The following is a 22,395-nucleotide window of genomic DNA, read 5'->3' on the forward strand; positions in this document are numbered from 1 at the left end:
ACGATGACCACCACCAGCAGCAGACCACTGCCCGAGGCGCCGAACCGGATCGAGTTGGCGATCGGCGGGATGACGTGCGCAGCCTGCGCCGCCCGGATCGAGAAGAAGCTCAACCGGATGGACGGCGTGAGTGCCACAGTCAACTACGCCACCGAGAAGGCGACCGTCCGGTACGCCGACGCCGTCACACCGGACGACCTGATCGAGACCGTGCAGAAGACCGGCTACACGGCCGCACTGCCCAGCGCGCCGACCGAAGAGCAGTCGGTGGACCCGCTGAAGGGCCCGCGTACCCGGCTCTGGGTGTCGGTGGCGCTGAGCGTGCCGGTGGTCCTGCTGGCGATGGTCCCGGCCTGGCAGTTCGACTACTGGCAGTGGCTGTCGTTGACCCTGGCCGCCCCGGTGGTGGTCTGGGGTGGGCTGCCGTTCCACCGGGCCGCCTGGACCAATCTGCGGCACGGCGCCGCGACCATGGACACGCTGGTGTCGCTTGGCACCCTGGCGGCGTTCGGCTGGTCGCTCTGGGCGCTCTTCCTCGGCGACGCCGGGATGCCGGGGATGACGCACCCGTTCCGCTTCGACATCACCCGCACCGACGGTGCCGGCAACATCTACCTGGAGGCGGCCGCCGGGGTGACGGTGTTCATCCTGGCCGGTCGCTATTTCGAGGCCCGTTCCAAGCGGACCGCCGGTGCCGCCCTGCGCGCCCTGCTCGAACTCGGGGCCAGGGAGGTGGCGGTGCTGCGGGACGGGGTGGAGACCCTGATTCCGGTGGACCGGCTCGTCGTCGGTGACCGGTTCGTGGTCCGTCCCGGGGAGAAGATCGCCACCGACGGGGTGGTCGACGAGGGCACCTCCGCCGTGGACGCCAGCATGCTCACCGGTGAGTCGGTGCCGGTCGAGGTCGGCCCCGGCGACGGCGTGGTCGGCGCCACCATCAACGCGGGCGGCCGACTGGTGGTCACCGCGACCCGGGTCGGCGCGGACACCCAGCTCGCCCGGATGGCCGATCTGGTCGAGCAGGCGCAGAGCGGCAAGGCGGCCGTGCAGCGGCTGGCGGACCGGATCTCCGGCGTCTTCGTGCCGATCGTCATCACGCTGACCGTCGGCACCCTCGGCTGGTGGCTCGGCACCGGAGCTGGCCCGACCGCCGCGTTCACGGCCGCCGTGGCCGTCCTGATCATCGCCTGCCCGTGCGCGCTGGGCCTGGCCACGCCGACCGCGCTGTTGGTCGGCACCGGTCGGGGCGCGCAGCTCGGTGTGCTCATCAAGGGGCCGGAGGTCCTGGAGTCGACCCGCCGGGTGGACACCGTGGTGCTGGACAAGACGGGCACCGTCACGACCGGCCGGATGACGCTGGTGGACGTGGTGCCGGCGAGCGGGGAGGACCGGGCCGAGCTGCTCCGGCTCGCCGGCGCGGTGGAGGCCGCCTCCGAGCACCCGATCGCCCGTGCCGTCGCCGCGGGTGCCGCCGAGGCCGGCGCACTGCCTTCGGTGACCGGCTTCCGCAACCTCGAAGGGCTGGGCGTGACCGGCACTGTCGACGGAACTGTCGTGCTGGTCGGTCGGGCCCGCCTGCTGCGCGAGCACGACATCGACGTACCGCCGGAGGTCGAGTGGGCCGTGCGCGACGCGGAGGCCGCCGGCCGCACGGCGATCGTCGCCGGCTGGGACGGGCAGGCCCGGGGCGTGCTCGCGGTCGCCGACGTGGTGCGGCCGACCAGTCGGGCGGCGGTGGCCCGGTTGCGCGCGCTGGGGCTCACTCCGGTCCTGCTGACCGGGGACAACACCACAGTGGCCCGGGCGGTCGCCGCCGAGGTGGGCATCGACGAGGTGATCGCCGAGGTGCTGCCGGCCGGGAAGGTCGACGTGGTCAAGCGGCTCCAGGCCGAGGGGCGGTCGGTGGCGATGGTCGGCGACGGGGTCAACGACGCCCCGGCGCTGGCCCAGGCCGACCTCGGGCTGGCCATGGGCACCGGCACCGACGTGGCGATCGAGGCGTCCGACCTCACTCTCGTCCGGGGTGACCTGGACGCCGCTGTGGACGCCATCCGATTGTCCCGACGCACGCTCGGCATCATCCGGGGCAACCTGTTCTGGGCCTTCGGCTACAACGTGGCGGCCCTGCCGTTGGCCGCCGCCGGGCTGCTCAACCCGATGATCGCCGGTGCCACGATGGCGCTGTCCTCGGTCTTCGTAGTGGCCAACAGTCTGCGGCTGCGACGGTTTCGTTCGGCCACCGCCGATCGCGGACTGTGACGAGGGGAATGGTTGGACCGGTGATGGCCGGGGTATTGCTGGTGTTGTAGCGACGCTTGCAATGGAGGTTGGCAATGGGTATCGACGATAAGATCAACAACGCCACCGAGGACGCGACCGGCAAGCTGAAGGAAGGCGCCGGTCGGGCCACCGACGACGAGCAGCTCGAGGCCGAGGGTCGCACTGACCAGTCCAAGGCCAAGCTCAAGCAGGCCGGCGAGAAGATCAAGGACGCCTTCAAGAGCTGACGTACGACGCACATTGCACGCCGGGCCGGTGATCATCACCGGCCCGGCGTTCTGTCTGTCCGGCGCTTTCCGTGACCCTGAGATCCCCCTGATTCCGCTTCCGGCACCCACAGCCGCACGCCTCTACCTGCTAACTTCCAGGTGAAGCCGTTCGCGCTCACACTCACCCCCGAGGTCATCGCGGCGGCGGTCGAGTCGCCGACCGTGCCCCGCTCGGCCGAGCAGCCGGGAGCGGGCCGATGAGCGAGCACGACTGGACCGAGGTGGTCGGCGCGATCGGCATCTTCGCCCTGATCATCAGCGTGTTCACGGTGACCGTCGTCCAGTTGGCCAAGACACGCCGGGCCCGGCTCGAACTGGCCCGCGCGGACGACTACCGCCGGCTGGCCGAGACGGCAGCCCAGGCCCAGGCCGAGAACGCCCGACTGCTCGCGGCGATGGACGGGCGGCTGGGCGGGATGGAAACCCGGATGACCACGCTCGAGCGCGTCCTGCTCGAGGTCGAGTGACCCGCTGAGAGCAGGAGGCCCCGGGCCGTCGAGCGGCTACTCGACGGCCCGGGTGGAAGCAGCATCACCTCGCCCAGTGGGCGAGCTTCACCGGTAACGCTCCTTCGAGGAGAGGACAGCACCTCATGCTGCGCGTACGCAAATCCGCCGTGGGCTGGGCGGTCGCCCTGGCTCTCACGGCCACCGGCCTGACCCCGGCGAGCCCCGCCGCCGCTCGACCACAGCCCGGTCCGACGATCGACTGGCGGCCCTGCGCCACCGACTCGGATGCCGAGTGCGGCACCCTGTCGCTGCCGGTCGACTGGAACCAGCCCCGAGGTGAGCGCTTCGACCTGGCGTTGGCTCGCCGGGCCGCCGACAAGACCACCCGCAAGGGTGCGCTGGTCTTCGGCCCGGGTGGGCCGGGCGACAGCGGGGTCGACCGGGTGGTGAACGGCAGCTCCCGGTTCAGTGCCGACCTGCGCCGCCGGTTCGACATCGTCAGCTTCGACCCACGCGGCACCGGCGGCAGCCACCCGGTGATCTGCGCACGGGACCTGCTCGCCCGGCAGCCGCAGCTGATCGCCGACCAGGCCCAGTTCGACGCGACAGTGGCCAACAACGCGCTGCTGCGCGCCGACTGCCGGGCCCGCACCGGGGCGCTCTACGACCACGTCGACACGACCAGCGCCGCCCGGGACCTGGACGCGGTCCGCGCCGCGCTCGGCGAGCGTCAGCTGACCTTCCACGGCAGCTCGTACGGCACGCTGCTCGGGCAGCGGTACGCGGAGCTGTACCCGAACCGGGTCCGGGCCGTCGTGCTGGAGGCCGCGATGGACCACAGCCTCGGCACCCGCGCCTTCCTCGACAGCCAGGCGCTCACCGCGGAGAACGCGTTCGACGAGTTCGTCGCCTGGTGTGACCGGTCCACCGCCTGCGGGCTCAACGGACGGGACGTACGGGCGATCTGGGCCGGGCTGCGCGCCCGGGCCGAGAGCGGCACGCTGACCGACCCGGACCGGGCCGGCGTGGTGCTGACCCCGTTCGAGTTGGCCCGGCTCACCCACAAGAGGTTCTACGACACGTGGCGGTGGCCAGGGCTGGCCGACTGGCTCGGCAGGATGGACGCGGCCGCCTCGCCGACCACCGCGCCCCCGGCCGACGCCACGACGACGGTCGACGCCGTCGCGCCGTACCCCTTCGCGGTCTTCTGCCAGGACTGGAGCCTGCCCGTCCGCGACTACCGGGAGTACGACGCACACGTGCGCCGGGCGGCCCTGCTCGCACCGGACCTGCGGTATCCGCCGGCCCTGTTCGCGCTCGTCACCTGCCTGGGCACTCCGTCGCCGGTCGCCAACCCGCAGCACCGACTGCGGGTCCGCACCGACGTGCCACTGCTGATCGCCGCCACGGTGCACGACCCGGCGAGCGGGTACGACTGGGCCCGCACTGTGGCCCGGCAGTTGAGCAGGCACGGCGCTCTGCTCACCTACCAGGGGTGGGGGCACGGCAGTTACAGCAGCAGCCCGTGCGTGCAACGAGCCGTCGACGCCTACCTGATCGATCAGGTGGTGCCCGCCCGTGGTGCCAGCTGCCCGGCCGTCGACCCCGACGTGTGAGCGTGCCGCCGGCCGTCGGGTGGTCAGGTTCGCCCGACGGCCGGCAGCGGCGGGTTCAGCGGCGTCGGGTGGCGCGGACGACCACGTCGTGCAGCGGGACTTCCCGGCCGGGCATCGAGCGGCGGTGCTCCTCGGCGGTGACCATCTCCCAGGTGGCGCTGTCCAGGCCGGCGGTGATGTCCGCGAGGGTGACCGATGCCTCCTCGGGTGGGTGGTGGCCGTGCCCGGTGGCTTCCGAGGTGTGCAGGTGCCCGACGATCAGCAGGCTGCCACCCGGCGCCACCCACCCGGCGATGCGGTCGTAGAAGGCCAGGTGCGGCATCGCCGGGTGCGCGTAGTGCGTCGTCACCAGATCGAACTGCGTCCCCGGCTCCCAGGTCGTCAGGTCCGCCTCCACCCACCGCACGCGCTCGGGCACCCCGGCGTCCGCCGCGCGTCCGGCGGCGAGAGCGAGGGCGGCGGATGCGATGTCGACAGCGGTGACCTGCCAGCCGTGCGAAGCGAGCCAGATCGCCTCCGTGCCGGTGCCGCAGCCGGCGTCCAACACCGTGCCGGGCGTCAGGCCGGCGGTCTCACGGGCCAGGTACGGGTGCGGGGGAGCCGCGCCGACGGCATCCGGATGATCATGGTTTACCTGGTGCCAGTGCCGATCCCAGTAGCCCTTGTCGAACTCGTGCTGCTCGGTCATCTACCTGCTCCTTCGCGTCTCGGTAGCGACTGTGACCGGCTCACCCGCCGATCCGCAAAACTTCTTGCCGAATGGCAAAATTGGCGACATGGACGAGCCGGACCGCACCCTGGACGCTGTCGGAGGAAGACTGAAACACCTTCGGCTCCGCCGCGACATCACGCTCACCGACCTCGCCGCGGAGACCGGCATCTCCGCCAGCACCCTGTCCAGGCTCGAAGCCGGTCTGCGTCGCCCCACGCTGGAGCAACTCCTCCCGCTCGCCCGCGTCCACGGCGTGACGCTCGACGAGCTCGTCGGCGCGCCGCCGACCGGCGATCCCCGCATCAACCTGCGCCCCATCACGTGCAGCGACGGATCGGTCATCCTGCCGCTGACCCGGCGACCCGGGGGCATCCAGGCCTACAAGTACGTGCTCCCGGCCAGCGCCGACGACCGCGAACCCGACCTGCGCACCCACGAGGGACACGACTGGGTCTACGTCCTCAACGGCACGCTGCGACTGGTCCTCGGCGAGCACAATCTCGTCCTCACGCCCGGGGAGGCCGCCGAGTTCGACACCCGCACCCCGCACTGGTTCGGGGCCACCAGCTCCGGCCCCGTCGAGTTCCTCAGCCTGATCGGAAAACAGGGCGAACGCGCGCACGTCCGCGCCGCCCCGAAGCCCGATTGACCCAGGTCATCGCTGCCCAGTCAGTCGGCTGGCCTTCAGCTCCAGATACCGCTGCTCGGGCAGGCTCGTGGTGCCGCGTGCCGCGGCCAGGTACGCCTCCCGCGCCGCCTCGGCGTCCCCGGCCATCTCCAACAGGTGCGCCCGGACGGCGGCGAGCCGATGGTGCCCGGCCGTGCGCTCGTCGGCGATCAGCGGTGTGAGCAGCGCGAGCCCGGCCCCTGGCCCGTCCACCATCGCCACCGCCACCGACTGGTTGAGGGTGATCATCGGGTTCGGCGCGATCCGGGCCAGCAGTCGGTAGAGCGCGACGATCTGCCGCCAGTCCGTCTCCGCCGCCGTCGACGCCTCGGCGTGCACGGCGGCGATCGCCGCCTGGAGCTGGTACGGGCCCGGCGGAGACCAGGTCAACGCCTCGGTGATCAGCGCGATGCCCTCCGCGATGGCAGCCGAGTCCCACCGGGTGCGGTCCTGCTCGGCGAGGGGCACCAGTTCCCCGTCCGGGCCGAGCCGGGCCGCCCGGTGCGCGTCGGTGAGCAGCATGAGCGCCAGCAGCCCGGCCACCTCGCCGTCGTCGGGCAGCAGCCCGCGCAGGATGCGGGCCAGCCGGATCGCCTCGCCGGTCAGCTCGGCCCGGTGCAGGTCCGGGCCACTCGACGCGGTGTACCCCTCGTTGAAGATCAGATAGAGCACCCGGAGCACCGACCGCAGCCGCTCGTCCCGCTCAGCCGGCTCGGGCATCGTGAACCGGGCCCCGGCGGCCTCGATCCGCTGCTTGGCCCGGCGGATCCGTTGACTCATCGTCGCCTCCGGCACCAGGTGCGCCCGGGCGATCTGGGCGGTGCTGAGACCACCGACCGCGCGCAGGGTGAGCGTCACCTGCGCCGATCCGGTCAGCGCCGGGTGGCAGCAGAGGAACAGCAGCGTCAGGGTGTCGTCCGCGGCTGGCGCCGCCGGCTCCGCGTCGGCCGCCGGCGCCACCTTGGCGTACGCCGGCTCGCGCAGCGCCACCGCCACCTCGCGGTCCCGGCGAGCGCTCTCGCTGCGCCACTCGTCGGTGAGCCGGCGGGTGGCCACGGTGAACAGCCAGGCGCGGGGACTGTCCGGTACGCCCTGCCCGGGCCACTGTGTCGCGGCGGCCAGCAGCGCCTCCTGGACCGCGTCCTCGCACCGGTCGAACTGGCCGTGCCGGCGGACCAGCAGGCCGAGGACCTGCGGCGCGAGGGTGCGCAGCAGATCCTCGACCGTCCGGTCCTCGGTCACATCTCCGTCCCGGCCTGCTCCATCACCGGGCGGACCTCCATCGCGCCGCCGTAACGGACGTCCGGCCAGCGGGCCGCGATCTCGGCGGCCCGCTGCGGGCTGTCGCACTCGACGGTCAGGTAACCGGCGAACTGCTCCTTGCTCTCCATGAACGGCCCGTCGACGATCTCGGTGCTGCCGTCGATCTGCCGGACCGTCAACGTCTGCGACGGGTTGGCCAGCGCCTGGCCGTCGACCAGCTCGCCGGTCTCGGTCAGCTCCTTCATGATCTCGTCGACCTCGCCGAAGAGAGTGGTGCGGTCCTGCTCGGTCAGCTCCTCGGTGAAGCCGGGCCGGTTCCAGATCAGCAGCATGTACTTCACGGCGGTGCTCCTCAGCTCTGGTCGCACCCCCGGTCGGGGCGCGGCTCACCGGAGGGTCGGAGCCGACAACCCGTTCCCTACGGCGTACCGAAGAAAATCGCAGATAACTTCGCCGGTGGTGGTCCCACGCCGGTCGGGTCAGCGGCGATCGGGCCGGCCGGGCACCTGTCGGGGCTGCTTGCGCCCGCCACCGACGTCCAACGAGGCCCGGTCGGCGGCCGACGTGCCGGAGGACCAGCCCTCGGCGTCCCGGACGCTGAGCCGGTGCCGGGTCACGCCGGGGAAGAGGGTGTCCAGTCGTTCCCGGACGGCCTCGCCCCGGGCGGCGAGCACCGGCAACAGTCGCTCCGCCCCGGCCGTCTCGGCCGACGCCTGGTCCGCCGCTTCGGTCGCCGCCTCGGTGGCCGTACGCAGCCGCTCGCCGATCCGCAGCGCGAACGCGTTGAGGAAGGACTCGTCCCACACCTTCGTGCGCCGCCCCGACCCCGACCGGCGCTCAGCGCGCCCGCGCAACATCGCGGCCGTGGCCTGGACCAGCAGCGACGTGTAGAGCAGCTCCACCGCCACCAGATCGGCCGGCCAGCCCAGCACGGTGGCGAAGCCGAGATCGTCGGACCAGACCGCCTCGCACCTGTTCGCCGCCGCCACCTCCTGCACCAGCAGCGCCTTCGCGCCCGCGTACGGAGTGTCGGTGCTCAGGCGCACCCCACCGGGCACGTCGCCGCGCTCCGACCCGGCCGCCAGCAGCGCCTCGTCGATGCTGTGCCGGGCGATCAGCTCCTGCGCCTTACCGGTCAACGCCTCCGCCTCGGCCGGGAAGGTGGTCGACTCGGCCTTCGCCAGCAGCGCCCGGACCCGGTCCAGCATCGGTGACCCGCTGCGCGTCGTGCCCGCCGACCGGGAGGTGAGCGCGCCGGTCGTGCCCGGCGGTGGGCGCAGCACCGCGATCGGCGGCAGGCTCTCCACCAGCGCGAGAGTGTCCACGGCCGCGCGGAGCGCGTCCGCCCGGTCCAGCCCCTCCGCGGCGGTCCAGGCAGCCAGCACGTCATGGCCGTCGTCCCGGACGTCGGCGGTCAACTCGCGTAGCTGGTCGTCCCACCAGGCCGGGATCGGTTCGGCCTGCTCACGCCGTTGGGCGGCCATCGCCTCGCGGACCAGCCGCGCCGAGCGGGGGTCGAGCCGCCGGCTGGTGAGCCGGTCCACGTCGACCGGCTGCCAGCCACGCGGCCAGAGCCGGCCCAGCGCGCGGACCAGGCGACGCAGCAGGGCCGCGTCCACCGCCGTGGTGCCGTCCGCCGCGCCGGTGCCGACCATCAGTTGGTCCAGCTGCCGTTCGGCCTGCCGTACGTCGGTGCCGCGCACCGCCGCGAGTGCGTTGGCGACGAGTTCGTCCGCGTCCGGCACGGGCACCTCCTTCTCGGGCTCTGGTTGCTCGGCTCGGTGTTCGCTGCCCCTTCAGGCTGCATGATCATGCCGCTAGTGGTGTGCGAGTCGTGAAACGGGGATGGCCCGCGGCGGCGCTGACTGGGCATGTTTCGACATGTTCGGGGTAGTTTCCGACCTGACCCCGAGGTGGATGCGAGGTGTGTGGTGGCCGATTCGAGCCTGCCGAGTGCACGCACCGCCGACGTACGTTCCTCCACGCTCGTCGGCGTCCTGATCGGCATCGCCATCATGGCTGCGGTGGACGAGATCGTCTTCCACCAGTTGCTGGCGTGGCACCACTTCTACGACCGGTCCACCCCGTCGGTGGCGCTGCTCTCCGACGGGCTGCTGCACGCCGCCGAGGTGATCATCCTGGTCGGTGGGTTCTTCTGGTTCGCCGACCTGCGTCGACGACGTGCCCTGTCGACCCGGCTGGCCTGGGGCGGATTCCTGCTCGGCGCCGGAGGGTTCCAGGTCTTCGACGGGGTGGTCGACCACAAGGTGCTCCGGCTGCACCAGATCCGCTACGGCGTGCACCTGCTGCCGTACGACGTGGTGTGGATCGCGTCCGGCGCTGTGCTGCTGCTGGCCGGCGTCGCCGTGGTCTGGTGGGCCCGGTCCCGGCGGCCGGGCGACGGCCGTCGGGGACGGTGACCGTGCCGCCCGCGTTCGCGCACGGCGGGCACGTGGCGGAGGGCCCGAGCTGGTTCCCGCTGCTCCCGGTCGTGCTGCTGGCCGTCGGCTACCTGCTGGCGGCCGTACGCGACCCGCGGGGTTGGGACCACCGGCGCACCGCCGCCTGGCTGGTCGGCTGCGCCCTGCTGGCGGTCGCCGTCGGGCCGCTTACCCCGCTGCCGGACGACCCGCGCGGGCACATGGCGCAGCACCTGCTGCTCGGCATGCTGGCCCCGCTCGGGCTGGTGCTCGGCGCCCCGGTGACGTTGCTGCTGCGGGTCGCCCCGCCGCCCGTACGCCGGGTGGTGGGCCGGCTGCTGCGCGCCCGTCCGCTGCACCTGATCGCGCACCCGGTCACCGCCGCGCTGCTCAGCACGGGTGGGCTGGCGCTGGTGCTGCTCACCCCGCTGTACGCGGCGGCCGAACGTCACTCTGCGCTGCACCACGCCCTGCACCTGCACTATGTCGCCGCCGGCTATCTCTTCGCCTGGTCCCTGGCCGGCCCGGACCCGGCGCCGCGTCGACCCGGCCTGGCGGTACGGGTGGGCGCGCTGCTGGGGGCGGCGGCCGGTCACGCCGTGCTGGCCAAGTACCTGTACGCGAACGCCGAGACCCTGCCACCCGGCCTCACCGACCGGGACCCGGCGGCGTTCCAGTCGGCCGCCCAACTCATGTACTACGGCGGCGACGTCGCCGAACTGCTTCTCGCCATCGCCCTCTTCGGAAGCTGGTACTGGCGTCGGGCACGCCGTTGTGCGACCCGGGCGCCCGGCTTGATCAGGCCGATCGCCGCAGAGAAGGCCGCTCCCTGACGCGATCGCTGCTCAACTCGCGGCGCGGGCGTTCAGGGCGGTGACGAGCCGGCTGAGGAACTCGCGGATGCTTTCCTCGCTGTGGTGCGTCTCGGCCTGGTCGTTGAGCGGGCCCGAGTAGCGCAGCGCCTGCTCGAGCGCGTCCAGCGTCTCGGCCCGCCCTCCCGGATAGAGCCCGCGGACCACCCCGTCGGCGACCCGGGTCACGACCGTGTCGTCGAGCGCCCGGTCGAACTGGATCCCGTAGAGGATCCCGTTGACGTGGCCCTTCCAACTGTCCGTACCCATGCTCGTCTGCTCCCCTAGAAGATCTGACTGCCGTCCCAGCCCAGGATCGGGACGTCGCCGAGGCCGTTCCGCTTGAACTCGGCGTCGAGGTTGGCCATGTGGCTCACGTCGGGCTGGTAATGACCGCTGCGCGCCGTCGCCTGCTGGACCATACCGTCCTTCACGACCAGCTCGCCCGCCGCTGCGACGGGCTGCCCGTTACCCAGCGTCGAGTGGTGGAAGTCGCCCACCTTCTGGTAGTTGGAGGCGTACAGGTTGCCGTTCCGGTCCATCACGAAGATCGCTCGACCGTCTCCACTGAAGACTGTCTGGGCGCTCGCGGTGTCGAACGGCTCGCCATTCTTCGCGCTGCGCAGGACGCCGTTGCTGTCGAAGAACACCCGATGCTGTTCGAGCTCCTCCGGACTGAGCCGGCGCACGGCCGTCGGGAAGTGCCCTCCCGGCAGGTGCTCGTTGCGGTACTTGTCGAGCATCGGCTGGGTGTGGTTATAGCGGGGCGTCGTGTGCGGGCCGGGCACACCGGGCCGTCCCGGGCCTTTACGCCCCCCGCCCTTGCGGGTGAATCGGCGCAGCAACGTCTTCGCCCGCTTCAACAGACGCGGAATGATTTCCTTGACGACCCGCTCGACGACCTCCTTGATGATCCGCTGGATCGCCATCCGGGCCAGGCCGATCGAGACGGGGATCTGGGCCAGCGAGGCACCCAGGCTGGGGGCCGCAGCCGCCAGCGCGATCGCCACCTGAACCACGAGGATCACCAGCTGGATGATCACCAGGATCTTCTGCGTCAGGGTGATGATGGCCATCACCAGCAACGCCATGCCGATCAGCTCGGCCGCCTCCGCGCCGTCCTCCATCCGGCGCGGTGCACCCTCCTCGCCGTTCCAGGCCAACTCGAACGCGCGGACGTCCTCCCCGCGGTTGGTCGCGCCGACCTTCGCCGCGCCCGCCTGCGCCTCACCGACCGCCGTACGCAGCCGACCGGCGAACGCGAACCACATCTGCGACGCCTCGAACAACAACTCCTCGTCGGCCGTCGGCCAGGTGAAACCGACCCAGCCCAGAGCCTCGGCCAGCTCAGGAGGTAGCTGCATACCCATGAGGCAGCTCCATCCTGGTGAAGAGCTCCGCGTTGGCGGTGTCGGTCGCCTCGTGCGCGTCGGCCCCCTGATCGAGGTTCGCGGCGGCCTCCAACAACTGGTCGGCCATCGACCGGTACACGTCCAGCGCGTGCGTCAGTACCTCAACGTAGACGGCGCCGAAGAGAGAGCCCGCCTCGTCGGCGCCCCACGGATTACCCGCCCCGTTCACCGTCGACTCAAGACCGCTGACCTCCGCCCCGAGTTGCTGCCCGGTGGCCGCGAGCGAATCCGCTGCGGCACGGAGAGCGTCGAGGTCGACCTCAATCCCGTCAGGCATCGACTCAGCGTCGATCCATCCGACGGGTCACCGCGTCGAGGTCGCCGATCATCCGCTGGAACCCGCGGAACGCGTCCTCGGAGGCCCGTTCGAGCTGCTCGGTCAGGGCCGCTCCGTCGGCAGCAGCCGCCGCGGTCAGCTCGGCACGTCGGGCGCGCTCATCCGCCTGGGCCGCCTGGACCGCCTCCAGGACGTACTCGGCGATCGCGCTGGTGCCGGCGCGGGACAGGCTCGGGTCGATCACGAGGCTGCGCAGACCACCGAATGCGGAAACCTCCGCCTCAACGAGGCCGTCACCGCCGACGCCCCGCCCCACCATCTGCTCGGCGGTCGGTACGGCCCGATCGTCGTCGGCGTCCGGCTGCGCCGAGGTGGTGGCTGTGGCCTGGCTCAGCAGGCGCATCGTCTCTTCGAGCGACCGGCTCAGGCCAGACGGATCGATCGCACTCGCCATGCTCGTCCCCCTACGATTCGCGGTCCTTCCCCCTCGGGGAGCGACAGTACCAACGCGGCCACCAGGTTCGCGGCCCTGAGCGTCCCGTGTGGACGGCGCAGATGAGGGGCTTCACTGCCACCCGGTGAGGATCTCCTCGACCGGCAGGACGTCCCGTTCCGGGTCCGGCGCGGGGGCCGGTCGGTCAGTCGGCGTCCGGTCGAAGCGTGGCGCTGGAGCCGGCTGGATCTCGCCGCCAACCTCGACGAACGTGCCCCGGGCGGCGTTGTGCGGATGCTGGTGCGCCTCACCGGGGGCGAGCACCGGCGCGACGCAGGCATCCAGGTCGGCGAAGACCGCCGTCCACTCGTCCCGGGTCCGCTCGGCGAACCGCTCGGTGAACCGTCGCCGCAGCTCGTCCCAGCCGCTCGGGTCGTACTGCGCGGGCAGGTCCGGGTCGTCGGCGAGGTCGAGGCCCGCGAGCAGTACGGCGTAGAAGGCCGGTTCCATCGCGCCGACGGCCATGAAACCGCCGTCCGAGGTGACGTACGTGTCGTAGAACGGCGCACCGCCGTCGAACATGTTGCGCCCGCGCGGCGCCGCCCACAGTCCGGTGCCGAGCAGCCCGTGCAGGAACGACGTGAGAAGAGCCGAACCGTCCACCATCGCCGCGTCGACCACCTGACCGACACCGGAGCGTTCCCGTTCCAGCAGCGCGGCCAGCACGCCGACGGCGAGCAGCATGCCGCCTCCGCCGAAGTCGCCGAGCAGGTTCATCGGCGCGTACGGGCGCTCGCCGGCCCGGCCCAACGGCTCCAACGCCCCGGCGACAGCGATGTAGTCGATGTCGTGCCCGGCGCGGGCCGCCAGCGGGCCGTCCTGACCCCAGCCGGTCATCCGCGCGTACACCAGTCTGGGGTTGCGGGCCTGGCACACCTCAGGGCCGAAGCCGAGCCGCTCAGCGACCCCCGGCCGGTACGCCTCGACCAGCACGTCCGCCCGCTCGGTCAGGCGCAGCAGGTCCGCCATGCCGGCCGGGGACTTCAGGTCCAGCGTGGTGACCCGCCGGCCGCGCTGCAACGGCCCGCCGGTCGGCGCGGCCAGGCGCCCCGCACCCGGAGCGCCCGGCCGGTCCACCCGCACCACGTCCGCGCCGAGGTCCGCGAGCACCATGCACCCGAACGGCGCCGGGGCGAGGCTCGCGAGTTCGACCACCCGCACCCCGGCGAGCGGCCCACCCCGCGCCGCCGTCACGCGACGCCGGCCGTTTCGGCGGGACGGGCGGCCAGCCGGTCGACCAGGTCGGCGGGGGGTGTGAACCGGTCGCCGTAGCGGTCAGCCAGTTCGGTGGCGCGGGCCGCGAAGCCGGCCGGGCCGCCCGCGTACTGCCGGACGTAGCGGATCACCCCTCCGGTCCAGGCCGGGAAGCCGATGCCGAAGATCGAGCCGATGTTGGCGTCGGTCTCGGTACGCAGCACGCCCTCGTCGAGGCAGCGCAGCGCGTCCAGCGCCTCGGCGAAGAGCATCCGCTCCTGGAGGTCGGTGAAGGGCACCGCCCGACCAGCGTCGGTGGCCAGGTCGGCAAGGCCGGGCCAGAGCCGGCCGCGGGTGCCCTCGTCGTAGGAGTAGAAGCCGCGCCCAGCGGCACGCCCCGGCCGGTCGTACGCGTCGACCAGCTCGTCGACGAGCCGGTGCGCCGGCAGCGGCAGGAACTCCTCGCTGGCCGCCTCGAACTGGCGGCGGATCCGCTGGATCAGGATGAGGCTGACCTCGTCGGCCAGCGCGAGCGGCCCGGTGGGATAGCCGGCCTGAAGGGCGGCCTGCTCCACCGAGGCGGCGGGAACACCCTCGGCGACCATGCCGACCGCCTCGTCGATGAACCGGCCGATCACCCGGCTGGTGAAGAAACCCCGGCCGTCGTTGACCACGATCGGGGTCTTGCCGATCCGCCGACCCAGGTCGAACGCCCGCGCCAGCGCGGCGTCACCGGTCCGTTCGCCGACCACGATCTCCAGCAGGGGCATCCGGTCCACCGGGGAGAAGAAGTGCATGCCGATGAAGTCGGCCGGGCGGTCCACCCCGGCGGCGAGCCCGGTGATCGGCAGGGTAGAGGTGTTGGAGGCGATCAGCGCGTCGGGCGCCAGCACCGGCAGCACCTCGGCGAACACGGCCTGCTTCAGCGCCGGGTCCTCGAAGACCGCCTCGATGACCGCGTCGCATCCAGCGAGGGCGTCCACCTGGTCGGTGGTGGTGATCCGGTCCAGCACCGCGCGGGCCTCCGCCTCCGTGGCGCGGCCCTTACGGACCTTGCGGGCCAGCAGCCGTTCGGCGTGCTCCCGGGCCCGCCCGGCGGCCTCGGGCGAGACGTCCCTGACCACGACGTCCAGGCCGGCGCTGGCGCAGACGTACGCGATGCCCGCGCCCATCATGCCGGCGCCGAGCACCGCCACCCGCCGCACCGGCGGAACGTCGACGGACGGTCGGGCGGCACCACCGTTGACGGCCTTCAGATCGAAGAAGAAGGCCCCGATCATGTTCTTGGCGACCTGCCCGGTGAGCAGGCCGATCAGGTGCCGGGTCTCCACGGTCAGGGCGGTCTCCAGGTCGACCTGTGCGCCTTCGACGGCGGTGGCCAGGATCGCCTCGGGTGCGGGCAGCCGGGCACCCTTGAGCTGCTTGCGCAGGGTGGCCGGGAAGGCGGGCAGCTGGGCGGCCAGAGAACGGCTGGCCGGGGTGCCACCGGGCATCCGGTAGTCCGGTCGGTCCCACGGCTGTTTGGGAGACGGGTTCGCGGCGATCCAGGCCCGCGCGCGGTCCAGCAGCTCCGCCTCGGTGGCGACCACCTCGTCCACGATGCCGGCGGCCAGGGCATCGGACGGGCGCATCCGCCGGCCGGTGAGCAGCACAGTGGTCAGCGCACCCGCCAGGCCGAGCATCCGTACCGTCCGGGTGACACCGCCGGCCCCGGGCAGCAGGCCCAGGGTCACCTCGGGCAGCCCGAGCCGGCTGTCCGGCACGTCCAGCGCGATCCGGTGGTGGCAGGCGAGCGCGATCTCCAGCCCGCCGCCGAGCGCGGAGCCGTTGACGGCCGCGACCACCGGCCGGCCCAGTGTCTCCAGGCGGCGCAGGTCCCGTTTGATGGTGCCGAGCAGCTCCGCCAGCGCGGGCGCGTCCTCGCGGGTGGCCCGGATCATCTCGGGCAGGTCACCGCCGGCGAAGAACGTCGACTTCGCGCTGGTCACGATGACTCCGGTCACGTCGTCGCGTTCGGCCTCCAGCCGGTCGAGGATCGCGCTCATCGAGGCGGCGTACGCGCGGTTCATGGTGTTGGCGGACTGCTCGGGGTCGTCCAGGGTGAGCGTGACGATGCCGTCGGCGCCGCGGTCGTACCGGATGGTGGTGGTCATGGTCGTCCTCCGGGTCAGCAGCGCTCGAGAACGGTGGCGACGCCCATGCCGCCACCGATGCAGAGGGTCACCACGGCGCGGCGCAGGTCGCGGCGCTCCAACTCGTCCAACGCGGTGCCGAGCAGCATCGCTCCGGTCGCGCCGAGCGGATGGCCGAGAGCGATCGCCCCGCCGTTGACGTTCACCCGGTCCGGGTCGAGGCCCAGGTCGCGGACGTACTTGAGCACCACAGCGGCGAACGCCTCGTTGATCTCGAACAGGTCGATGTCGTCGAGGGTGAGCCCGGCGACGGCGAGCGCCTTGTGGGTGGCCGGGATCGGGCCGGTCAACATCAGCGTCGGGTCCGCGCCGGTGACCGCCGCGCCGGCGATCCGGGCGCGCGGAGTGAGGCCGAGATCCCGACCCACCTGCTCCGAACCGATCAGCACCAGCGCCGCGCCGTCCACGATGCCGGACGAGTTGCCGGCGTGGTGGACGTGCTCGATGGCCTCCAGCCAGTGGAACTTCTGCAACGCGACCGCGTCGAAGCCCGCCGCCTCACCCATCGTGGCGAAGGATGGGATGAGCCGGGCCAGCGCCTCCCGGGTGGTCTCCGGGCGCGGGTGCTCGTCGACGGTGAGGATGTCCAGCCCGTTGCCGTCACGGACCGGCACCACCGAGCGGGCGAAGTACCCGCCGGCCATCGCCTTGGCGGCCCGCTCCTGCGACCGCAGCGCGTAGCCGTCCACGTCGTCGCGGGTGAAGCCCTCCAGGGTCGCGATCAGGTCGGCGCTGACCCCCTGCGGCACGAACGACGTGGCCAGGGCGGTCTGCGGGTCGGTGGCCCAGGCCGCGCCGTCGGAGCCCATCGGCACCCGGGACATCGACTCCACCCCGCCGGCGAGCAACAGGTGCTCCCAGCCGGAGCGGATCCGCGCGGCGGCGGAGTTGACCGCCTCCAGCCCGGAGGCGCAGAACCGGTTGAGCTGCACCCCACCAACCTCGTCGGGCAGCCCGGCCAGCAGCGCGGCGGCCCGTGCCAGGTCGCCACCCTGCTCGCCGACCGGAGTCACGATGCCCAGCAGCAGATCCTCCAGCCGACCGACGTCCAGGCCGGGATTGCGCTCACGCAACGCGTCGATCAGGCCGACCACCAGGGAGATCGGCTTGACCCCGTGCAGCGCGCCGGTGTCCCGGCCGCGTCCGCGCGGGGTGCGGACCGCGTCATAGACGTACGCCTCAGAGGGCACGGGCGATCAGCTCCTTCATGATCTCGTTGGTGCCGCCGTAGATCTTCTGGACGCGGGCGTCGGCGTACATCCGGGCGATCGGGTATTCCGTCGTGTAGCCGTAGCCGCCGAACAGTTGCAGGCACCGGTCGATGACCTCGCACTGCCCGTCGGTGAGCCACGACTTCGCCATCGCCGCGGTCGCCACGTCCAGGTCGCCGCGGCTGTGCCGGACGATGCAGTCGTCCAGGAAGACCCGGCTGACCCGGGTACGCGTCGCGCACTCGGCGAGCACCATCCGGGTGTTCTGGTGGCCCATCAGGGTCTTGCCGAAGGCGGTGCGCTCCTTGGCGTACGCGACGGTCAGCGCGACGGCCCGTTCCATTGCCGCGACCGCGCCGACGCCGATCACCAGCCGTTCCTGCGGGAGCTGCTGCATGAGCTGGATGAAGCCCAGCCCTTCGGCGCCGCCGAGCAGGTTGGCCGCCGGTACCCGGAACTCGTCGAAGAACAGCTCTGCGGTGTCGTTGGCGTGCAGCCCGATCTTGGACAACAGTCGGCCGCGGCGGAAGCCTTCCGGGTCGCCGCCCACCTCGCAGATCAGCAGGGAGACGCCGGCTGCCCGCTGCTCGGGGTCGGTCTTCACGGCCACGATGATCAGATCGGCCAGGCCACCGTTGGTGATGAACGTCTTCGCGCCGGTGACCAGGTAGTCGTCGCCGTCACGGACCGCCCTGGTCCGCATCGCCTGAAGATCGGAGCCGCCGTCTGGCTCGGTCATCGCGATCGCGCCGACCAGCTCGCCGCTGCACAGGCCGGGCAGCCAGCGTCGCTTCTGCTCCTCGCTGCCGTACGCGACCAGGTAACCGGTGACGATGCCACTGTGGACGGCCAGCCCGAGGCTGCTCTCCCCGGTGTACGCCTGCTCGTGCAGCATCACGGCCTCGTGGGTGAACCCACCGCCCCCGCCGCCGTACTCCTCCGGGACGGACAGGCCGAGCAGCCCCAGCTCACCGGCGCGCCGGTAGTGCTCGCGGTCCGGGTGGCCCTGCTCCTGAAGGCGGTCGGCGTGCGGCAGGACCTCCTTGGTGAAGAAGGTGCGGGCCAGGTCGGCCAGGTCGTCGTGCTCCGGCTCGCGCCAGGGCGAGAGGGGACCGTCGAGTGGGGGCGTCGGCATGTGCACCACCCTCGCGCGCTGTTGGCGGCATGTCAATAAGTAGAGATCCGCGGGCGGAGACCGGTTCTGGGTCGTCCGCGAAGGGCAGATGTCCGCAGCCCGCCAGCGCCACGTGCCGGGCGTACGCCTCGCGACTGCCCGCTACGACGGCGACTCACGTCGTCCGGATGCCGCCAACCGCTCAGCGAGTGCGACGACACGGTCGCGGAGTTCGTCCGGGCGTTCGATGACGAACGGCAGGTCGAGCGCGGCGAGCACACCGGGTAACCAGTCGAGACTCTCTGCCCGGATCTCCACGTCCTGCCAGCCTTCGTCCGCACCCTCCCGCACCTCGGCGACGCTGGCCGGTAGCTGCCTGCGGATCTGCTCAGGTGTTCCTTGTATCCGTAGCGACACCGCATGCTGGTAGGGCGCCTGTGCCATCGAGGTGAGGAGGTGCCCTGCCGGATCGTTCCCGGCGGGCGGCTCGAACGAGCCGGGCAGCGTTCTCGCGTCCGCGATGCGGTCGAGCCGAAGGGTTCGATCCTCACCGATATCCGGATCGGCCCCGATGACATACCACCGGCCCGCATGGTTGACCAGCCCGAACGGATGCAGGGCGCGGACGCTACGCCTGCCGTTGCGCGAGGTGTACTGGAGTGAGATCGGCCGCTGCTGGCGGACCGCCTCGGCGACGGTGAGTAGTACATCTGCCTGCGGCGCAGGGAAGTCGTCGGGTTCGGTGGTGAAGGCTAGGGACTGGAGTACGGCGTCCAGCCGGTCCGCGATCCGCGACGGCAGGACGCGCCGGATTTTCGCGGCGGCAGTCTCACCCGCCGTACCTGTAGCCGTCGCCAGCCCGGCACGGCGGCCGGCAACCAGGCCGAGCAGGACGGCCAAGGCTTCGTCGTCGCTGAACATCAGCGGCGGCAGACGATAGCCGGCGGCGAGCCGATACCCGCCGTAGCGACCGCGCACCGACTCCACTGGCACGTCGAGGTCGACCAGGTGACTCACATAGCGCCGCACCGTGCGCGGTTCGACACCGAGGCGCTCGGCAAGCTCGGCCATTGTCCGGACACCGCCGGACTGCAAGAGCCCCAGCAGTGCGAGCACCTGGGCTGTCGGTCGTGCCATGGTCTGAACCTAATCCGAATACTGGACCAGATCTGTCCGGTATTCAGGTTAGCGTCCTGACGACAGACCGGTCCCGACCGTACTGAGCAGGGAGAAGACAGTGGATTTTGTCTCGATCCGCATCATCACTGGCGACATCAACCGCCTGGTCGGCTTCTACGAGAAGATCACCGGCGTGCAGGCGGCCTGGGGCAACGAGGACTTCGCCGAGTTGCGCACTGCCCACGGCACGCTGGCGATTGGCAGTACCCGCACGGTCCCGCTATTCGCGCCAGGGTCGGCCCGCCCGGCCGACAACCACACCGTGATCATCGAGTTCCTCGTGGCAGACGTGGACGCGCTTTACGAGAAGCTGAAGAACGTGGTGGAGGACTTCGTGAACGAGCCCACGACCATGCCCTGGGGTAACCGAGCCCTGCTCTTCCGCGACCCCGACGGCAACCTGGTCAACTTCTTCACCCCGGTCGTCGACCGGGTGCAGCGAGCGCGAACGGCGGCCGATCGGTGAGCTGCCGATAGGGTCGGGCAGATGAGTGTCGAGACGGCTCCGCGCCGCCGCCGTTTGGAGCCGGACGCCCGGCGGGGGCAGATCCTGGCGTGTGCGGTCCGGCTGTTCGGCGAACGCCCGTACGCGGACGTGTCGACCACCGACATCGCCCGGGAGGCCGGTGTCGCTCGCGGCCTGGTCAACCACTACTTCGGTGCCAAGAAGGGCCTCTACCTGGAGGTCGTCCGGGTCATGGTGACCATCCCGGAGGTCGCCGTGGAGCGCCTGCCCAAGGGGGACCTGCGGACCCGGGTCGACGCCAGCGTCACCTGGTTCCTCGACGTGGTGTCCCGGCACAGCACCTCCTGGCTCGCCGCCGTCACCGCCCGGGGGATGGGCGGCGACGCCGACGTCGAGCGGGTGCTCGCCGAGGCCGAGGAGGTCGCCGCGGACCGGATGCTCGTCGCCGTCGGTCTGGCTGGCCAGGCTGCGCACCACGAGGAGCTTCGCGGCATGGTGCGGGCGTACTGCGGGTTGGCGACGTCGACCGCCCGGGAGTGGCTACAGCGTGGCGCCCTGACCCGCGCACAGGTGCACCTGCTGCTCACCACCACCCTGCTGACCATCGTCGAACAGGTCATCCCGCAGGTCATCGCCGATGACGGTCCGACCGGTCGTCGGTGCATTCCGCCTAGGACCTGACCCGGGTGGGTGACGCAGGCCATGGAAGCGATGGCGCGGGTGAAATAGGCATACGAGCTATGGTTATTTCGCTGACCCAGGGGTACGCCAGTGCTTGCGGCACCTGGTTCGTCACATCACCGAGGGGGACGCATGAACCCATCCGCCCTGTCCTACGAGGTTTTCGTCTCGGATGGTCCGGTTCGAGCGGGTGACCAGCGCATGCCGGACGGCTCGCGGATCCACTGGAACCCGATCTCGTCCACGCTGATCTTCGGGACCGAGGAGGCGCTCCTCGTGGATCCCCCGTTCACTCACGAGCAGATCGCGACGGTGGGTGACTGGATCGCACAGTCGGGCAAACGGCTGACCTACATCTACGCCACTCACGGGCACGGCGACCACTGGTTCGGCGCCGGTGAGCTGGTCAAGCGCTTCCCCGGGGCCGTCACCTACGCGACGCCCGGCACCATCGACGTCATGCGCCAGCAGGCCACCGTCGGGCGGAGCCAGCTGTTCGACCAGGTCTTCCCCGGCCTGATTCCGGAAACACCGGTCGACGCCGTGCCCGTGCCTGCCGATGGATTCCTGCTCGAGGGCAACCTTATCCAGCCGGTCGAGACCGGGCACACCGACACCGACCAGACGACAGTCCTGCACGTCCCGTCGATCGGCCTCGTGGTTGCCGGTGACGTCGTCTACAACGGCGTTCACCAGTACATCGTGGAGACAGCCGACGGTGGCCTGCGGGAATGGCTCAAGGCTCTCGACCGCGTCGAGGCGCTCGCGCCCCGCGCAGTCGTCGCCGGCCACAAGAACCGCGACCGCCCGGACGACCCGGCCAGCATCGATCAGACCCGGAACTACCTGCTGAACGTGGAGCGACTGCTGGCCGAGAAGCCGACTGCCCGAGAGTTCTTCGACGAGATGGTGCGGCTCTACCCAGACTGGGTGAATCCGGGACCGGCGTGGTACGGGGCGCTCGCCCTGCTCGGTGAGTGAGCTGACGGTGCCCTCGGTTCCCGACAGCGCGGCAGGTGTGGTGGTCGCGCCGTGGATCGCCACCGCCAGATACGAGCTGGACCAGGCCCCAGGGGGTCTCGGGCTTGTCCAGGATCTGCTCAACACGATCTCGGCTGGCGTGCCACGGCAGGCCGATCTCCTTGACGACCTGACCAGTGCTACCGAGTGGGCACAGCAGGCCGTCGTCCAGTGGTCGACGGCCACCGGGCGGCCGGCACCCGACGTCACGCTTGACGCTGCGGGACTCCGGGCGCTGCGGATCTTCCGCGAGGAACTGCGGGACGGGATCGACGCCAGACTCCACGTCCCGGCGGAACCTGGGCAACCCGGCACCGGGGCGCCGGACCGTGCACCGACCGGGTCCCGGACCAGCGGCGCCACCCTTCGGCTCGATCGGAACGGATCCGTCCACCTCGACCCCGCCGGGGTCGGAGCCGATCTGCTGATCTCGCTCGTTCTCGCCGCGCTGTTCGAGGCGCAACTCGCCGACGTCGGGCGGCGGATCAAGACCTGCCGCAACCCCCGCTGCCGGGTGGCGTTCTACGACCGCTCGCGCAACAACAGCGGGGTGTGGCACTCCGTGCGTGTCTGCGGGCACCCGACCAACCTGCGCGCCCACCGCGCACGCCAGCGGCAAGCGGATTGAC

24 protein-coding genes are annotated in these 22,395 nt (G+C 71.6%); 11 read left to right on the plus strand and 13 right to left on the minus strand.

Translation table 11 applies throughout. The annotated features are described in order from the left end of the window. Positions 1 to 3 precede the first annotated feature (3 nt). The 4 genes from GA0070619_RS30915 (at position 4) to GA0070619_RS30930 (ending at position 4,614) form a co-directional block, all read left to right on the plus strand. Entirely contained in the window at positions 4 to 2,259 is a 2,256-nt protein-coding gene (locus GA0070619_RS30915) for a heavy metal translocating P-type ATPase (RefSeq protein ID WP_088951271.1), read from the plus strand. 74 nt (positions 2,260 to 2,333) lie between these two features. Then, positions 2,334 to 2,507, plus strand: a complete 174-nt coding sequence (locus GA0070619_RS30920; RefSeq protein ID WP_088951272.1) for a CsbD family protein — start codon at positions 2,334 to 2,336, stop codon at positions 2,505 to 2,507. 239 nt (positions 2,508 to 2,746) lie between these two features. After that, positions 2,747 to 3,016, plus strand: a complete 270-nt coding sequence (locus tag GA0070619_RS30925) for a hypothetical protein (RefSeq protein WP_088951273.1) — start codon at positions 2,747 to 2,749, stop codon at positions 3,014 to 3,016. Positions 3,017 to 3,141: 125 nt separating this feature from the next. After that, entirely contained in the window at positions 3,142 to 4,614 is a 1,473-nt protein-coding gene (locus GA0070619_RS30930) for an alpha/beta hydrolase (RefSeq protein ID WP_088951274.1), read from the plus strand. Between the two features lie 55 nt (positions 4,615 to 4,669). Here GA0070619_RS30930 and GA0070619_RS30935 read toward each other — a convergent pair whose 3' ends face one another. Then, complete coding sequence (locus tag GA0070619_RS30935; protein WP_088951275.1) at positions 4,670 to 5,302, minus strand: class I SAM-dependent methyltransferase; 633 nt, start codon at positions 5,300 to 5,302, stop codon at positions 4,670 to 4,672. Positions 5,303 to 5,390: 88 nt separating this feature from the next. Here GA0070619_RS30935 and GA0070619_RS30940 point away from each other — a divergent pair, with 88 nt between their 5' ends. Further along, positions 5,391 to 5,975, plus strand: coding sequence for a helix-turn-helix domain-containing protein (locus GA0070619_RS30940; RefSeq protein ID WP_088951276.1), 585 nt, complete (start codon positions 5,391 to 5,393; stop codon positions 5,973 to 5,975). Positions 5,976 to 5,981: 6 nt separating this feature from the next. Here GA0070619_RS30940 and GA0070619_RS30945 read toward each other — a convergent pair whose 3' ends face one another. The 3 genes from GA0070619_RS30945 to GA0070619_RS30955 form a co-directional block, all read right to left on the minus strand. Then, positions 5,982 to 7,235 (minus strand): RNA polymerase sigma factor, encoded by a 1,254-nt coding sequence (locus GA0070619_RS30945; protein WP_088951277.1) that lies wholly within the window; start codon positions 7,233 to 7,235, stop codon positions 5,982 to 5,984. Continuing rightward, positions 7,232 to 7,588 carry a YciI family protein gene (locus GA0070619_RS30950; RefSeq protein WP_231927527.1) on the minus strand — a complete coding sequence of 119 codons (357 nt, stop codon included), beginning with the start codon at positions 7,586 to 7,588 and terminating at the stop codon, positions 7,232 to 7,234. The genes GA0070619_RS30945 and GA0070619_RS30950 overlap by 4 nt, the downstream gene beginning before the upstream one ends. A 147-nt stretch (positions 7,589 to 7,735) precedes the next feature. Then, positions 7,736 to 9,001, minus strand: coding sequence for a DUF2786 domain-containing protein (locus tag GA0070619_RS30955; RefSeq protein WP_088951279.1), 1,266 nt, complete (start codon positions 8,999 to 9,001; stop codon positions 7,736 to 7,738). A 186-nt stretch (positions 9,002 to 9,187) separates the two neighbouring features. On the opposite strand from GA0070619_RS30955, the gene GA0070619_RS30960 reads away from it, so the two are divergent. Together GA0070619_RS30960 and GA0070619_RS30965 are read left to right on the plus strand one after the other, a co-directional pair. Further along, entirely contained in the window at positions 9,188 to 9,676 is a 489-nt protein-coding gene (locus GA0070619_RS30960; RefSeq protein ID WP_197699581.1) for a DUF2243 domain-containing protein, read from the plus strand. Positions 9,677 to 9,678: 2 nt separating this feature from the next. Beyond that, positions 9,679 to 10,509: a cytochrome c oxidase assembly protein gene (locus GA0070619_RS30965; protein ID WP_197699582.1), complete on the plus strand. Its 831-nt coding sequence runs from the start codon at positions 9,679 to 9,681 to the stop codon at positions 10,507 to 10,509. 12 nt (positions 10,510 to 10,521) lie between these two features. On the opposite strand, the gene GA0070619_RS30970 is transcribed toward GA0070619_RS30965, so the two are convergent. The 9 genes from GA0070619_RS30970 to GA0070619_RS31010 all read right to left on the minus strand — a co-directional run bounded on the left by GA0070619_RS30970 (position 10,522) and on the right by GA0070619_RS31010 (position 19,557). Then, positions 10,522 to 10,797, minus strand: a complete 276-nt coding sequence (locus GA0070619_RS30970; RefSeq protein ID WP_088951281.1) for a hypothetical protein — start codon at positions 10,795 to 10,797, stop codon at positions 10,522 to 10,524. A gap of 14 nt (positions 10,798 to 10,811) precedes the next feature. After that, complete coding sequence (locus GA0070619_RS30975; RefSeq protein ID WP_157744118.1) at positions 10,812 to 11,897, minus strand: WXG100-like domain-containing protein; 1,086 nt, start codon at positions 11,895 to 11,897, stop codon at positions 10,812 to 10,814. Continuing rightward, a complete protein-coding gene (locus GA0070619_RS30980) occupies positions 11,875 to 12,216 on the minus strand; it encodes a WXG100 family type VII secretion target (RefSeq protein WP_088951283.1) in 342 nt (113 codons plus the stop codon). Before GA0070619_RS30980 ends, GA0070619_RS30975 begins: the two co-directional genes overlap by 23 nt. 4 nt (positions 12,217 to 12,220) lie before the next feature. Next, positions 12,221 to 12,670, minus strand: a complete 450-nt coding sequence (locus GA0070619_RS30985) for a YbaB/EbfC family nucleoid-associated protein (protein ID WP_088951284.1) — start codon at positions 12,668 to 12,670, stop codon at positions 12,221 to 12,223. A gap of 111 nt (positions 12,671 to 12,781) precedes the next feature. Further along, a complete protein-coding gene (locus GA0070619_RS30990) occupies positions 12,782 to 13,903 on the minus strand; it encodes a CaiB/BaiF CoA transferase family protein (RefSeq protein ID WP_088951285.1) in 1,122 nt (373 codons plus the stop codon). Next, entirely contained in the window at positions 13,900 to 16,056 is a 2,157-nt protein-coding gene (locus tag GA0070619_RS30995; protein WP_088951286.1) for a 3-hydroxyacyl-CoA dehydrogenase NAD-binding domain-containing protein, read from the minus strand. The genes GA0070619_RS30990 and GA0070619_RS30995 overlap by 4 nt, the downstream gene beginning before the upstream one ends. Before the next feature lie 14 nt (positions 16,057 to 16,070). Continuing rightward, positions 16,071 to 17,285: an acetyl-CoA C-acetyltransferase gene (locus GA0070619_RS31000; RefSeq protein WP_088951287.1), complete on the minus strand. Its 1,215-nt coding sequence runs from the start codon at positions 17,283 to 17,285 to the stop codon at positions 16,071 to 16,073. Then, a complete protein-coding gene (locus GA0070619_RS31005) occupies positions 17,275 to 18,441 on the minus strand; it encodes an acyl-CoA dehydrogenase family protein (protein WP_088952171.1) in 1,167 nt (388 codons plus the stop codon). Before GA0070619_RS31005 ends, GA0070619_RS31000 begins: the two co-directional genes overlap by 11 nt. A 141-nt stretch (positions 18,442 to 18,582) precedes the next feature. After that, on the minus strand, positions 18,583 to 19,557 hold the full coding sequence (locus tag GA0070619_RS31010) for a helix-turn-helix transcriptional regulator (RefSeq protein ID WP_088951288.1): 975 nt from the start codon (positions 19,555 to 19,557) through the stop codon (positions 18,583 to 18,585). 100 nt (positions 19,558 to 19,657) lie between these two features. Here GA0070619_RS31010 and GA0070619_RS31015 point away from each other — a divergent pair, with 100 nt between their 5' ends. The 4 genes from GA0070619_RS31015 to GA0070619_RS31030 all read left to right on the plus strand — a co-directional run bounded on the left by GA0070619_RS31015 (position 19,658) and on the right by GA0070619_RS31030 (position 22,394). Further along, on the plus strand, positions 19,658 to 20,065 hold the full coding sequence (locus GA0070619_RS31015; protein WP_088951289.1) for a VOC family protein: 408 nt from the start codon (positions 19,658 to 19,660) through the stop codon (positions 20,063 to 20,065). A 21-nt stretch (positions 20,066 to 20,086) separates the two neighbouring features. Next, positions 20,087 to 20,746, plus strand: coding sequence for a TetR/AcrR family transcriptional regulator (locus tag GA0070619_RS31020; protein WP_088951290.1), 660 nt, complete (start codon positions 20,087 to 20,089; stop codon positions 20,744 to 20,746). 132 nt (positions 20,747 to 20,878) lie between these two features. After that, positions 20,879 to 21,727 carry an MBL fold metallo-hydrolase gene (locus tag GA0070619_RS31025; protein WP_088951291.1) on the plus strand — a complete coding sequence of 283 codons (849 nt, stop codon included), beginning with the start codon at positions 20,879 to 20,881 and terminating at the stop codon, positions 21,725 to 21,727. Then, positions 21,720 to 22,394, plus strand: coding sequence for a CGNR zinc finger domain-containing protein (locus tag GA0070619_RS31030; RefSeq protein ID WP_231927198.1), 675 nt, complete (start codon positions 21,720 to 21,722; stop codon positions 22,392 to 22,394). Before GA0070619_RS31025 ends, GA0070619_RS31030 begins: the two co-directional genes overlap by 8 nt. The last annotated feature ends 1 nt before the right edge of the window (position 22,395 follow it).

The sequence above is a fragment of the Micromonospora zamorensis genome (genome assembly GCF_900090275.1).
Taxonomy (GTDB): Bacteria; Actinomycetota; Actinomycetes; order Mycobacteriales; family Micromonosporaceae; genus Micromonospora; species Micromonospora zamorensis.